Origin of the sequence: Paeniglutamicibacter psychrophenolicus, from assembly GCF_017876575.1 — a bacterium.
In the GTDB taxonomy this organism is placed as follows: Bacteria; Actinomycetota; Actinomycetes; order Actinomycetales; family Micrococcaceae; genus Paeniglutamicibacter; species Paeniglutamicibacter psychrophenolicus.
Genome location: NZ_JAGIOE010000001.1, coordinates 1,653,473 through 1,665,893 on the forward strand (window position 1 = coordinate 1,653,473; position 12,421 = coordinate 1,665,893).

The window sequence follows — 12,421 nt, forward strand, 5'->3', positions numbered from 1 at the left end:
GCGTCAGGGCATGGGCAGATAGGGTGTATCCGGTTTCCCCGGCGTGAACTCCGGCGGAACCACCAGCACCGGCACCGTACGGTGGGACAGCAACCGGGCCAGGGTAGAGGTGCGGAGCCGGGCGGAGGTGCTGCCGAAGAGCCGCCGCTTCGGGGAACCGAGGACCAGCAGCGAGGCGCCCAGTGCCGTGGCGTAGGCCTCGAGCGCACCCGCGGGAGCGCCCACCAGGATGCGCAGCATCCAGTGCACGGGAGAATCCTGCAACGTCGCTCCGAGGCCGGAGTGGAGCTCGCGGACAACCGTGACGCCGATTTCCTCCTGCTCGTCCCGACCCAGCGTCTCGAAATCGATGATTGCCTTCGCCTTCCACTCGGAAGATTCCAACCCCGTGACGGCGTAGGCACACACCAGATCCAGTTCCAGGGCCACCGCCAGGCGTGCCGCGGTAGCCACCACCTCCGGATGCTGCTTCTGGCACACTCCCACGAGCACGGGATGAGGTGTGCGAATACTTCCTTCTCCGCGCAGCTCGTTCATCGCGCGCTCCTGGTGGTGGTCGGTGGCAGCGGGCCGGGCGGCAGCCTTTCACCCAGTATGCCCGGACCTCGCCGGGCAAGGATAGGGCGGGGCCGTGCCCGGGCGCCGGGCCGCTCTTGACCGGGACCGCAACAGGGGCGAGACTCAAGAAATGGATGCTGACACGGCGGCAATCTCGATCACCGGACTGAAGGTGTTGCGCGGGAAAAACCTCGTGCTGCCGGGCCTTGACCTGCTGGTTCCGCGCGGCGAGGTCGTGGGGCTGCTCGGTCCCAGCGGCTGCGGCAAATCCACCCTGATGCGTGCGATCGTGGGCACCCAGATCATCTCCGGCGGGGACGTGAAAGTGCTGGGGGACACCGCAGGTTCCGCGGCGCTGCGCCGCCGTGTGGGGTACATGACCCAGGAAGCGAGCATCTACGACGACCTGCCGGTCACCGCGAACCTGAACTACTTCGCCAAGATCATCGGCGCCCCGCCCGCGCAGGTCGCCGAGATCATCGAACGCACCGATCTGGGGTCGGTGGCCAGGGCCATGGCCGCGGACCTCTCCGGGGGGCAGCGCAGCAGGCTCTCGCTGGCCATCGCGCTGCTGGGTTCCCCCGAGCTGCTGGTGCTGGACGAGCCCACCGTCGGGCTGGATCCGGTGCTGCGCGTGGCCTTGTGGGAACTGTTCGCCGAGCTCGCCGCCGAGGGCGTGACGCTGCTGGTCTCCAGCCACGTCATGGACGAGGCGACGCGCTGCGACCGGCTGATCCTGATGCGCGAGGGGCAGATCATCGCCCAGGAAACCCCCGGCTCACTTCTGGAGCGCACAGGAACCGACAATGCCGAGGACGCCTTCCTCGCCCTGATCCGCGGGGCGCAGGAGTCCGGGACCGACACGCCGCACGTCCCCAAGCACCGCGCCGGGTCGGAGGAGCCATGAGCGCCACCCGCATCCTTGCCACCACCGCCCGGGTGCTGAACCAGGTGCGGCACGACCACCGCACCCTGGGACTGCTGCTGCTGGTCCCCGCGCTGCTGGTGGGCCTGGTCGCCTGGATCTTCACCGACACCCCGGTGTTCGCGCAAATCGGCCCGGCGATGATCGCGCTCTTCCCCTTCATCGTGATGTTCCTGGTCACCTCCATTGCCACGCTGCGCGAGCGGCGCAGCGGCACCCTGGAACGCCTGCTGTCCCTGCCGCTGGGCAAGGCCGACTTCATCCTGGGCTACGCGCTGGCCTTCGGGTTGCTGGCGATCGCGCAGACCGCGATCGCGGTGGGCTTCGCCGTGTGGGTCTGCGGGTTGGACGTGGGCGGGAACCTGGGACTGCTGTTCGCCGTGGCGATCGTCGACGCACTGCTGGGCACCTCGCTGGGTCTTTTGGCCAGCGCCTTTGCCCGCAGCGAGTTCCAGGTCGTCCAATTCATGCCGGCCTTCATCTTCCCGCAGGTGCTGCTCGGCGGAATTTTCCTGCCCCGGGGCCAGCTGCCCGAGGTCCTGGAGAAGATCGGCGACTGGCTGCCGCTGAGCCACGCCATCGATGCGCTGAACGCAGTGGCCCGCAACGACCAGGACGCCGGCTACATCTGGCTGCGCATCGGCTTCATTGCCGCATGGATCCTGGCCGCCATCGTCGTGGGCTCCATGACGCTGCGCCGCCGCACCCCCTGATCGGCGGGACCCGGCGGCGACACTGGATAATGGGGCGGGTGAGCACCCAGCAGATCCGGCAGGAAAACCCCCTACCCACCCACGACTTCGACCTGGCAGCCATCGGGCACGGGCTGGTCTTTGCCCATTCCCTGCCAGAACTTGCCCAGGTGATTGAGGCCGGCGGGGCCAGCGCCACCGCGGTCATCCAGGCACCCCCGGGCACCGGCAAGACCACCCTGGTCCCGCCGCTGGTCGCCAACGCAGTGGCCGCACGCACCGGGGCGCCCGCCCGCATCGTGGTCACCCAGCCGCGCCGTGTCGCCGCCCGTTCGGCCGCCCGCCGCCTGTCCTTCCTGGACGGCAGCAGCATGGGGGCCCGGGTGGGCTTCACGGTGCGCGGGGAACGCACCGCCGGGGACCACACGCTGGTGGAGTTCGTGACCCCCGGGATCCTGCTGCGCCGGCTGCTGGCCGACCCCGGACTGGAAAACGTGGACGCGGTGATCATCGACGAGGTGCACGAACGCGGGCTGGAAACCGACCTGCTGCTGGGCATGCTGCGCGAGGTCCACGAACTGCGCGGGGACCTCACCCTGGTGGCCATGTCAGCCACGCTCGATGCCCCGCGCTTCGCGCAACTGCTGGGGGATGCCACCGGCAGCAGGGAGGCGCCGCTGGTTGACTGTCCTTCCGCGCTGCACGAACTGGCCGTGCGCTGGGCACCGCAGGCCGCCCCAAGACTGACCGACCGCGGGGTCTCACGCACCTTCCTCACCCACGTGGCTGCCGTCGCCGCCGAGGCCCATGCCAAGGCACTGGAAACCGACCCGGGCATCGACGCGTTGGTGTTCCTGCCCGGGGCCTGGGAAGTTGCCGACGTCGCGGCCCAGCTGCGCACCAGGGCCGAAGGCACCGAGGTGCTCGAGCTGCACGGCCAGGTGCCCGCCAATGAGCAGGACCGCGCGGTCTCCGGGCGCCAACCCGGTGGCAAACCGCGCATCATCGTCTCCACCTCGCTGGCCGAATCCTCGCTCACCGTCCCCGGGGTACGGCTGGTCATCGACTCCGGGCTGGCCCGCGAACCGCGCCGCGACGCGGCCCGCGGCATGAGCGGACTGGTCACTGTCTCCGCCTCTCGGGCCTCGTGCATCCAGCGCGCCGGGCGTGCCGCCCGCCTGGGCCCGGGCACCGTGGTGCGCTGCTTCGAGGAAAAGAGCTTCGCCGCGGCGCCGGCACACCCCCGCGCCGAGATCACCGTGGCGGACCTCGCCTCCGCAGCCCTCATCCTGGCCTGCTGGGGCGCCCCCGGCGGGGAAGGGCTGGCGCTGCCCGAAGCGCCGCCTGCCTCCAGCCTGCAGGCCGCCACCACGGTGCTCGAACACCTCGGCGCGATCGAGCACACAGGGCACGCCACCGCGCTGGGCCGGCGCCTGGCCTCGATCCCGGCCGACCCGCGGCTCGGGCGTGCCTTGCTTGACGGTGCGCCGCTGGCCGGGGCTGCCACCGCCGCACGCATCGTCGCGTTGCTGGCCGGTGACTACCGTGCCCAGGGTGCCGACCTCGGGGCGTTGCTGGCCTCCCTGCGCAGCGGCAAGCACCCCGGCTCCGGTGCCTGGAAGCGCGAAGCGGCCCGCCTCGAACGCATCGCCAAGCAGGCAGCAGGCAAGACGGACCGGTCCGCGGACCCGTTCCCCGGCGATCCGCTGGGCCTCATCACAGCGTTGGCCTTCCCTGGCCAGGTGGCCCGGCGGGTCGAAGGCGCCGCCGGGACCACGTACCTGCTGGCCTCCGGCACCCGGGCCGGGCTTCCGGCGTCAAGCCCCGTGGCGCACCACGCCTGGATCGCGGTGGCCGAGGTGGCCCGGGCCGCCGGACGCGATGCGGCGGGCACCGGCGCGCTGGTCCGCGCCGCGGCGCCGCTGGACGAGGCCACCGCGCTGCTTGCAGCAGCGCACCTGGAAACCCAGGACACTGCCACGGTCTTTGCCAACCGGAAGCTCACCGCCCGGGACGTGCACCGGCTCGGAGCCATCGAGCTGACCAGCACCCCCGTGGCACCCACCCGCGCCCAGGGCCGCACCGCGGTGCTCGACGCGCTGCGGGCCAACGGACTGGGCATGCTGAGGTTCTCCGTCTCCGCCACGGCGCTGCGCAACAGGCTGGCCATGGTGCACCGCGAGCTCGGGGACCCGTGGCCGTCGATGGATGACGCAGCGCTGCTGGAGGCTGCAGAGACCTGGCTGGCCCCGGAACTCGAGGCGCTCGCCGGGGGCAAGCCCGCCGGCTCCCTGCACCTGGCCGATGCGCTGCGCAGGATGCTGCCCTGGCCCGAGGCCAGCCACCTCGACGAGTTGGTCCCCGAGCGCCTCGCGGTGCCCAGCGGATCGAAGATCCGCATCGACTACCCGGGCGTCGATGACTCTGGAGCGCCGCCGGTGGTAGCGGTGAAGCTGCAGGAATGCTTCGGGCTCGCGACCTCCCCGGCGCTGGTGCGCGGCCGGGTCCCGGTGCTTTTCCACCTGCTCTCCCCGGCCGGACGCCCGCTGGCCGTCACCGACGACCTGGCCTCCTTCTGGTCAGGGCCCTACACGCAGGTGCGTGCGGAAAACCGCGGACGCTACCCCAAGCACCCGTGGCCCGAGGACCCGTGGACTGCCCCGGCGACCCGCCACGTGAAAAAGCGCATGGGCCAGCCCTAGGCACCTCCATGGCACACTGGTGGGCATGAGCCCGCGCAGACCCATTCCCCTCGCCACCAGGCGCCGCCCGTCCGGGCTGCTGCTGATCTGCCTGGCCGGGATCGCCTGGGGCACCATCGGCCCGGCCGTCCAGCTCGCGCACCGGGCCTCGGGGCTTTCGCCCTCGCTGCTCGGCTCCTACCGGGCCGCCGCGGCCGCCCTCGCATTGCTGGTGGCGGCCTTGGTTGCAGGTCGGCTGCGCGAGTGCTGGGTGCTGGGCCGGGCAAACCCCGGGCGCGCGGTGGCCGTGGGGTCCTTGACGGCGGTCTTCCAGTTCTTCTTTTTCCTGGCTGTGGTGTGGGCAGGGGTCAGCGTCGGCACGGTGGTGGCCCTGGGCCTGGCACCGGTGTTGTTGCTCGTGCTCAAGTCCGTCCGCTCCAGGGCCCTGCCGCGGCCCGGGGCGCTGGCCACGGTCGCCGTGGCGCTGGCGGGGCTGTGCCTGGTGAGTCTTGCCGGTGCCGAGGTTTCCACCGCACCGCACCCGGTGCTGGGAATCCTGGCCGCGCTGGTCTCGGGGACGGGGTTTGCGCTGGCTGCCGATGCGGCCGTGCCGCTGGCCCGGGTGCTGGACCCCTTCGCGTTGACCGTCATCACCATGGTGCTGGCCGCCGTCTGCCTGGTCCCAGCAGGCCTGGTGCTGGCCTGGGTGAACACCGAGCCGCTTGGCACGACCGATGCCGGGTCCTGGTGGCTGGTCATCTATCTGGGTGTGGTGACCATGGCGCTGGCCTACGGCCTGTTCTATGCCGGGTTGCGCACCACCTCAAGCGCCAACGCGGTGGTTGCCACGCTGCTCGAACCTGCAACGGCGGTGCTGATCGCGGTGCTCTTTCTGGGCGATGAGCCCACGCCCGCCTCCGCGACCGGATTCTTCCTGATCATTGCGGCAATCGCCACGCTGGGCCGTGCGCCGAAGGACCCCGTACCTGGTGTTCGGCGCACAAGTATCGCCGTTCCGGACCCGGACTGACGGCGTTCGCCGGCATGCGGACCGGGCGGCGGTGCCACCGATTTGACGCCCAACAGCCCTGAAAGGCACGGGCAGCAGGCCGGTCGGAGCGGAGTGCCATGGTGCGGTGATGGTGAACGGGGTGTGGTTTGCGATCCCGTTGACCGCGTCGATTTCCCTGGTTTCGCCCTCGGCGAGGTTCACCCGGATCGGGGTGGTGCCGAGCACGGCCCGGGTGCCGCGGTAGCGCAAGCCGGCAGCCACCTCGTGGGTGCCCGCAGGCAGCTGAACCGTGCAGGGTTTGCCCCATGCCCCGGGATGCTCGATGGCATCAACAACGACGACGGGCCGGGCCGCGGGGCGCAGGAACCACGCAGCCACCGGGTGCGGGCGGACGGTGAGGCTCAGATAGGCGGCAGGCATGACCGAAGCCTAGGTCCGGGATTGTCCGCGCATCGAACCCGCCGACCACATGGTCCGCTCTTGGCCGGGCCACAGCGGGGTCAAATCCGCCGGGCCTAGCGTGGGAAACCAACCCACCACGCGCCGGCATGCGGCGCACGAGCTGCCCCAAGGAGCACCCGACCATGGAGAACCAGACCCGCCACCGCACACCGAGTTCCGGGCATCCCACGTACAAGGGCAGGGCCCTGCCGCGACCCGCGGAAGACCTCGAGGACCAGGGACTCGGCTTCGACGTCCAGACGCTGCTGGGGCGCCGCAGTGCATTGAAGGCGTTCGGGGTTGGGGCCCTGGCGCTGGGCCTGGCCGCCTGCAGCGCCACCGCGGATGCGGAAGCACCCGCCGGATCGGGTGGAACCTCCGCCGGGGAAATCCCCGATGAAACCGCCGGCCCCTACCCGGGTGACGGGTCCAACGGCCCGGACGTGCTGGAGCAAAGCGGCATCGTGCGCTCCGACATCCGCTCCAGCTTCGGGGACTCGACCACCACCGCGGCCGGCATCCCGATGACCCTCGAGCTGAACATCAAGGACCTGGCCAACGCCTCGGCGCCCTTCGCCGGGGTCGCCGTCTACGTCTGGCATTGCGACCGCGAAGGCAACTACTCCATGTACTCCGCCGCCGTGGAGAACGAGAACTACCTGCGCGGGGTGCAGGTCGCCGATGCACAGGGCACCGTGCGCTTCACCAGCATCTTCCCGGCCTGCTACACCGGCCGCTGGCCGCACATCCACTTCGAGGTCTACCCCGACGCGGCATCGATCACGGACACGGCCAACGCCATCGCCACCTCCCAGGTGGCGCTGCCCGAGGACGCCTCCGCGAAGGCCTATGCCACCGCCGGGTACGAGTCCTCGGTCAAGAACATGGCCCAGCTGTCCCTGGCCAGCGACAACGTCTTTGGCGACGACGGCGGTGCCAGCCAGCTGGGCACCGTCACCGGGGACGTGTCCGCCGGGTACAAGGTGGTGCTCGATGTCGGGGTGGACACCCGGACCACGCCCGCCGCAGGCGGCGGTGCCCCTGGTGGCGGCCAGGGCGGAACGCCACCCAGTGGCGGACCCGGCGGAACCCCTCCGAGCGGTGCACCCGGGGGCTCCGGCAGCTAGATTGCCGGGGCTCAGGGGAGGGCAAGGCCTGCCGCATACACGGCGCAGCCGACCACAAGACCGGCCAGGACCTGTGTGGCTGTGTGGTCCTTCAGCTCGATCCGCGACCATCCCACGGTTGCCGCAAGGACCAGGGCCAACGCGGCGCCAACCTGCCCCACGGGCGTCAGGAGCTCCAACGACACATAGGCCGCCACCGCGCTGTGGACGGAAAGCTTCCAGACGAGGTTGGCCAGTAGACACACAAGCAGGCCCAGGAATATGGTGCCCACGGCACTGAAAAGACCTGGGGGAGCGTCAAGCACAAAGAGCAACAGGGCACCGACCAGCAGCGAAGTTCCGGCCATCGCCATCACCGGTGCCCGTTGCCGGCGATCTCCCACGTGGTGGTCGGTGACCTTGCCCCGGTGCTTCATCCACAGCAGCGCCGCAAATGGCAGCCCGGTCACGAACAAGAAGGCCACCAGGGCCTGGGGCCAAGTGGTTCCCGGCGTGAGAAACGGCTGCAGCAGCAACAGCACGCTCACCAGGATTGCCGGGGACAGGATTTCGGTCACGTACCGGGCTGGGCACAGCGTGGGGGTTTCGCTCATCCACTGATCATACGAAAGATCGCCGATCGGCCGCGGGCCGAGGCGGGCGGTGCCGGTGGCCGGGGTGCCGTCGTGGTGCCCCGGCCGTTCGCCCGTCCTTAGGCGAAGGCGGAGATCCCGGTGATCGAGCGGCCGATGATCAGTGCCTGCACGGTCTCGGTGCCCTCGTAGGTGTGGATCGCCTCGATGTCGGCGATGTGCCGGGCCACGCGGTTCTGAAGCAGGATGCCGTTGCCGCCGAGCAGGTCGCGGGCGTTGGACGCGATGGTGCGCGCGATCCTGGTGCAGGTGAACTTGGCCAGCGAGGCCTGCACCGGGGTCAGCGTGCCGGCTTCCTCGCGGCGGGTGGCCTGCATGACCATCAGCTGCATGGTGGACAGCTCCGAGTGCATGCGGGCCAGGCGTTCCTGGACGATCTGGCTGGCTGCCAGCGGGCGGCCGAACTGGATGCGCTGGGCAGCGTACTGCACCGCGGTCTCGTAGCAGGCGGTTGCGTGGCCCACCGCGGACCAGGCGACGCCCAGCCGGGTGGCGAAGAGGACCTTGGCGGTGTCCTTGAAGCTGTTGGCCCCGGGCAGCACGTGCGAGTCGGGGACGAACACGTTTTCCATGCGGATGTGCGCCTGCCAGATGGCGCGCAGGGAAAGCTTGCCCTCGATCGTGGTGCCGGTGTAACCCTCCCACTCCTGCTGCACGATGAAGCCGCGGACCTTGTCGGCCTCGTCGCGGGCCCACACGATGGTGATCCCGCCGGTGGAGCCGTTGCCGATCCACTTCTTCTCGCCGTTGATCCGGTAGCCGCCCTCCACCTTGGTGGCGCGGGTTTCCAGCGACACCGAGTCCGAGCCATGGGTGGGTTCGGTCAGCGCGAAGGCGCCGAGCACCTCGGCGGTGGCAAGCTTCGGTGCCCACTGCTCGATCTGTTCGGGGGAGCCGCAGTAGACGATGGAGCGCAGCGCCAGCCCGGCCTGCACCGCGGCGATGGTGCCCACCGATCCGTCGGCGCGGGAGAGTTCCATGTTGACCAGCCCGGCGGCGAGCACGCTCATCCCGGGGTAGCCCTCGAGAGTGAGTCCGTCGCGCAGCAGGTCCAGATCGCCGAGGCGCTTGGCCAGGCCCAGCGGGTAGTCGGAGTTGTTCCAGTATTCGTCGATGACCGGGCGGACCTCATCGAGCCCGAACTTCCTCGCACGGTCCCAGTATTCGCGGTCGGCCGCATCGATGTCCTCGAAGAGGCCGGCAGGATCGACGTCCACCTCGCCCCAGAGTTCGTACTCGGGTTCAACGACCCCTGCGGGGAAATCGGTGCTGAGGCTGGCTTCGATGCTCATGGAAGGTGGTGCCCTTTCGTCGGCGGCGGGAATGTCGCTAGGGCACCAGCATACTGGAACTGAGTATCACGTCAAGAGACTGAGGTTCATCTTGGGTTGCGGTCCAGGGCCTCGCGCACCTGGGAGAGCACGGCCTCGGTGTCCGGGGTTCCGCCGGCAATGGTGATGACCACCGTCGTCGGCTGGGGCGCCGGGGTCGATTCCTGCGGCTCGAGCACCGGGGCGAACAGCGTGCCCAGCGCGGTCAGCTCGCGCTCCAGCTCCGGGCGGCGGGTGTCCTCCGGATGGCGCAGCCAGCGCCGCAGGTGGTCGTTGTGCACCGAGACGATCCCGGAGGCGAAGGCGATGCACATCGCCCGCCCGTTGGGCAGCGAGTACAGCCCGCGGTCGCGCAGGTGGTTGCGGAAGACCCGCTCGTAGCGGTGGATGGAGACCAGTTCGCGGTCGCGCAGCGAGGGCACATCGAGCAGCAGGCGGTGGCGCAGGCCAGCGGCCTCGGGCCGGGCGGTGTGCTGGTCGAAGACCGTCAGCCCCGCATGGACCAGCGAGGCCACGGGCCCGGCCGAGGAGGTTGCAAGCACTGTTTCAAGGTGGTGGATGATCGTTTCCATGTCCGCGAAGACCATCTCTTCCTTGGAACCGAAGCGCCGGAAGAAGGTGGAACGCGAGATTCCCGCGGCCTGGGCCAGCGCATCGACGCTCGTGGCGTCGAAACCCTTTTCGACGAGCAGGCGCAGTGCGGCATCGGGAACCGCAGAGGAGGTGATCATGCACGAGAATCTAGCACGCCGCCCGATTTCGGCGCCCCCTTGGTGACGCGTGATTTCGCGAATGTGCGACAAGCCACAGCCCGCGCGTGCGCCCGCAGCCGCCCCGCGCCACACCGGGGGAGCTATAGCCGTAGCGGAGGGCCAAACCATAGGGTGGGGTGAGAAGTAGCAAGACCGCGACCCACGACCAGGAGAAAACACATGGGCTTCAACATCGCCAACGCCGCACTACGACTCGTCTCGGGTGCCTACATCCTCAACAGCGGCATCGGGAAGCTGCGGCTGCCGGCAGAATCCGCCCAGGGCCTGCACTCCATGACAGCCAACGCCATCCCGCAGGTCGAAAAGCTGGAACCCGCCGTCTTCGGCAAGGCCGTTGCCGTCGGCGAGATCGGCCTGGGCGCCGCCCTGCTGACCCCGTTCCTGCCCTCGCGCCTGGTGGGCCTGGGACTGGGAGCCTTCGCCGCGGGACTGGTGGCGGTCTACCTGAAGACCCCGGGGCTGACCGAGTCCGACGGCATCCGCCCCACCGCCAACGGAGGAGCGATGGCCAAGGACTTCTGGCTTGCCGGCATCGCCGCCGCACTGGTCTTCGGCCGCGGCAAGGCCAAGACCAAGATCAAGGAAGTCGCCAAGCCCGCCAAGTAGCCCAAGGCACAAATAGCGCCGGGCCGTTGCGCACGATTTGATCGTGCACAACGGCCCGGCGCCGTGCGTCTGCGTGTGGGATGGGACGACTACTTGGCCGCGGCGTGCGCACCCTTGCGGAACATCAAGGCCACCAGCGCCGCAGCCATCGCGACGATGCCTGGCAGCAGCAGCGCCTGGCCCAAGGCCAGCGAGAACGCCTGGTGCAGGAATTCGGGCACCTGTGCCCCGCTTCCGGGCTCCGCGCCGACCCCGGCCGGCGCTCCGGAGGCACCGGCGGCCATGGAGGCCACGACCTTTTCGGACTCGACGGCAATGCGCGATTCCATCATCAGCGCGATCAACGCCGAGCCGAGCACCGCACCGACCTGCCGGGTGGTGTTGTAGACCCCGGACCCGGCGCCGGCATTTGCCTGGCCCAGGTCGCGGGTGGCGGTCAGCGAGACCGAGGGCCAGATCATGGCCGAGCCCAGCCCCATGAACACCGGCGGAAGCAGCAGCACCCAGAACGGGGTGTCGGCGCGCAGGATCAGCCCGTAGGCGGTGATCGCCGCGCCAAAGAGAAAGAACCCGGGGACCGCGAAGTACTTGGCCTCGATCTTCCCGACGCTCTTGCCGATGACCGGGGCCAGCACCCCGGCCACCACGGCCATCGGGGCGAGCATCAGCGCCGAGAGCGTGGGGGTCAGCCCGCGCACCGACTGCAGGTACAGGATCATCGGGAAGCTCATGGCGGTGATCGACAGGCCCATGAAGGCGATCGCGATGTTGGCCAGCGAGAAGTTCTTGTCCTTGAACAACCCCAGCGGCACCAGCGGCTCGGCGCGGGTGGCGGCCTGCCACCAGATGAACAGCCCCAGCAGCACCACGCCGCCGATGATCAGGTGCCAGGAACCGATGGGGCCGATGAACGGTCCCCAGTCGTGTCCGTTGCCTTCCTGGATGCCGAAGACCAGCGCAAACATCGCAGAAGCACTCAGGCCCACGCCGAGCCAGTCGAAGGAGTGCGAGTGGCGTTCGAGTTCGGGGACCTTCACCAGCACCCGCCAGATGGCCAGCACGCCGACCGGAACGTTGACGAAGAAGATCCATTCCCAGCCCAGGGTGTCAACGAACACCCCGCCGAGGATCGGGCCCACCAGCGTGGCGATGCCCGCGACGGCACCCCAGACGCCCATGGCCGCGCCGCGGCGGGCGTAGGGGAACATGCGGGTAATGAAGGTCATGGTCTGCGGGCTCATCATGGAGGCGCCCAGTCCCTGGACCACGCGCGCAATGATCAGCGTGCTGATGTCGCCGGAGAGCCCGCACCACAGCGAGGAGAGCGTGAAGACCACAAGCCCGATGAGGTAGATGGTGCGCGGGCCGAACCGGTCTCCCAGCCGCCCGGTGATCAGCAGCGGCACCGCGAAGGCCAGCAGGTAGGCGCTGTTGACCCAGATGACGCCGTTGATGTCGGTGTCCAGGCCGTTCATGATCGCCGGCATGGCGGTCGAAACGATGGTGGAGTCCACCAGGATCATGAAGAAGCCGATGACCAGCGCCCACAGGGCACCCCATGCGCGCTTGTCCTCGGCCGTTTTGGTATCTGTCTGGTTCGCACTCACCGCTTGAGTGTACGCGCGGCCCCGGTGCTTCAACAG

The 12,421-nt window shown here is 69.6% G+C and carries 11 protein-coding genes; 6 read left to right on the top strand and 5 right to left on the bottom strand.

What is annotated here, in order from left to right:
• Window positions 1-3: 3 nt before the first annotated feature.
• Window positions 4-537, bottom strand: a complete 534-nt coding sequence (locus tag JOF46_RS07335; RefSeq protein WP_245348043.1) for a universal stress protein — start codon at window positions 535-537, stop codon at window positions 4-6.
• Window positions 538-688: 151 nt separating this feature from the next.
• Here JOF46_RS07335 and JOF46_RS07340 point away from each other — a divergent pair, with 151 nt between their 5' ends.
• From JOF46_RS07340 to JOF46_RS07360, 5 genes are all read left to right on the top strand, one after another.
• The gene (locus tag JOF46_RS07340) at window positions 689-1,465 is read left to right on the top strand and encodes an ABC transporter ATP-binding protein (protein ID WP_209906728.1); all 777 of its coding nucleotides are present in this window, start codon (window positions 689-691) and stop codon (window positions 1,463-1,465) included.
• Window positions 1,462-2,196 carry an ABC transporter permease gene (locus tag JOF46_RS07345; protein ID WP_209906729.1) on the top strand — a complete coding sequence of 245 codons (735 nt, stop codon included), beginning with the start codon at window positions 1,462-1,464 and terminating at the stop codon, window positions 2,194-2,196. Before JOF46_RS07340 ends, JOF46_RS07345 begins: the two co-directional genes overlap by 4 nt.
• 29 nt (window positions 2,197-2,225) lie before the next feature.
• On the top strand, window positions 2,226-4,877 hold the full coding sequence (gene hrpB, locus JOF46_RS07350) for an ATP-dependent helicase HrpB (protein ID WP_209906730.1): 2,652 nt from the start codon (window positions 2,226-2,228) through the stop codon (window positions 4,875-4,877).
• Between the two features lie 25 nt (window positions 4,878-4,902).
• Window positions 4,903-5,886, top strand: a complete 984-nt coding sequence (locus JOF46_RS07355; RefSeq protein ID WP_209906731.1) for a DMT family transporter — start codon at window positions 4,903-4,905, stop codon at window positions 5,884-5,886.
• Between the two features lie 566 nt (window positions 5,887-6,452).
• Complete coding sequence (locus JOF46_RS07360; protein ID WP_209906732.1) at window positions 6,453-7,436, top strand: intradiol ring-cleavage dioxygenase; 984 nt, start codon at window positions 6,453-6,455, stop codon at window positions 7,434-7,436.
• Window positions 7,437-7,447: 11 nt separating this feature from the next.
• Here the strand turns inward: JOF46_RS07360 and JOF46_RS07365 are convergent, their stop codons facing one another.
• The 3 genes from JOF46_RS07365 to JOF46_RS07375 all read right to left on the bottom strand — a co-directional run bounded on the left by JOF46_RS07365 (window position 7,448) and on the right by JOF46_RS07375 (window position 10,130).
• On the bottom strand, window positions 7,448-8,029 hold the full coding sequence (locus JOF46_RS07365) for a phosphatase PAP2 family protein (protein ID WP_209906733.1): 582 nt from the start codon (window positions 8,027-8,029) through the stop codon (window positions 7,448-7,450).
• A 98-nt stretch (window positions 8,030-8,127) separates the two neighbouring features.
• On the bottom strand, window positions 8,128-9,360 hold the full coding sequence (locus tag JOF46_RS07370; protein ID WP_209906734.1) for an acyl-CoA dehydrogenase family protein: 1,233 nt from the start codon (window positions 9,358-9,360) through the stop codon (window positions 8,128-8,130).
• Between the two features lie 86 nt (window positions 9,361-9,446).
• The gene (locus tag JOF46_RS07375; RefSeq protein WP_209906735.1) at window positions 9,447-10,130 is read right to left on the bottom strand and encodes a TetR/AcrR family transcriptional regulator; all 684 of its coding nucleotides are present in this window, start codon (window positions 10,128-10,130) and stop codon (window positions 9,447-9,449) included.
• Between the two features lie 201 nt (window positions 10,131-10,331).
• Between JOF46_RS07375 and JOF46_RS07380 the strand changes: the two genes are divergently transcribed.
• Window positions 10,332-10,778: a DoxX family membrane protein gene (locus tag JOF46_RS07380; RefSeq protein ID WP_209906736.1), complete on the top strand. Its 447-nt coding sequence runs from the start codon at window positions 10,332-10,334 to the stop codon at window positions 10,776-10,778.
• Between the two features lie 89 nt (window positions 10,779-10,867).
• Here the strand turns inward: JOF46_RS07380 and JOF46_RS07385 are convergent, their stop codons facing one another.
• Window positions 10,868-12,385 (bottom strand): DHA2 family efflux MFS transporter permease subunit, encoded by a 1,518-nt coding sequence (locus tag JOF46_RS07385; RefSeq protein ID WP_209906737.1) that lies wholly within the window; start codon window positions 12,383-12,385, stop codon window positions 10,868-10,870.
• Window positions 12,386-12,421 lie beyond the last annotated feature (36 nt).

Coding starts and splice junctions, on each gene's coding strand:
- JOF46_RS07335 (WP_245348043.1), bottom strand. CDS start 537: ATGAACGAGCTGCGCGGAGAAGGAAGTATTCGCACACCTCATCCCGTG.
- JOF46_RS07340 (WP_209906728.1), top strand. CDS start 689: ATGGATGCTGACACGGCGGCAATCTCGATCACCGGACTGAAGGTGTTG.
- JOF46_RS07345 (WP_209906729.1), top strand. CDS start 1,462: ATGAGCGCCACCCGCATCCTTGCCACCACCGCCCGGGTGCTGAACCAG.
- hrpB (WP_209906730.1), top strand. CDS start 2,226: ATGGGGCGGGTGAGCACCCAGCAGATCCGGCAGGAAAACCCCCTACCC.
- JOF46_RS07355 (WP_209906731.1), top strand. CDS start 4,903: ATGAGCCCGCGCAGACCCATTCCCCTCGCCACCAGGCGCCGCCCGTCC.
- JOF46_RS07360 (WP_209906732.1), top strand. CDS start 6,453: ATGGAGAACCAGACCCGCCACCGCACACCGAGTTCCGGGCATCCCACG.
- JOF46_RS07365 (WP_209906733.1), bottom strand. CDS start 8,029: ATGAGCGAAACCCCCACGCTGTGCCCAGCCCGGTACGTGACCGAAATC.
- JOF46_RS07370 (WP_209906734.1), bottom strand. CDS start 9,360: ATGAGCATCGAAGCCAGCCTCAGCACCGATTTCCCCGCAGGGGTCGTT.
- JOF46_RS07375 (WP_209906735.1), bottom strand. CDS start 10,130: ATGATCACCTCCTCTGCGGTTCCCGATGCCGCACTGCGCCTGCTCGTC.
- JOF46_RS07380 (WP_209906736.1), top strand. CDS start 10,332: ATGGGCTTCAACATCGCCAACGCCGCACTACGACTCGTCTCGGGTGCC.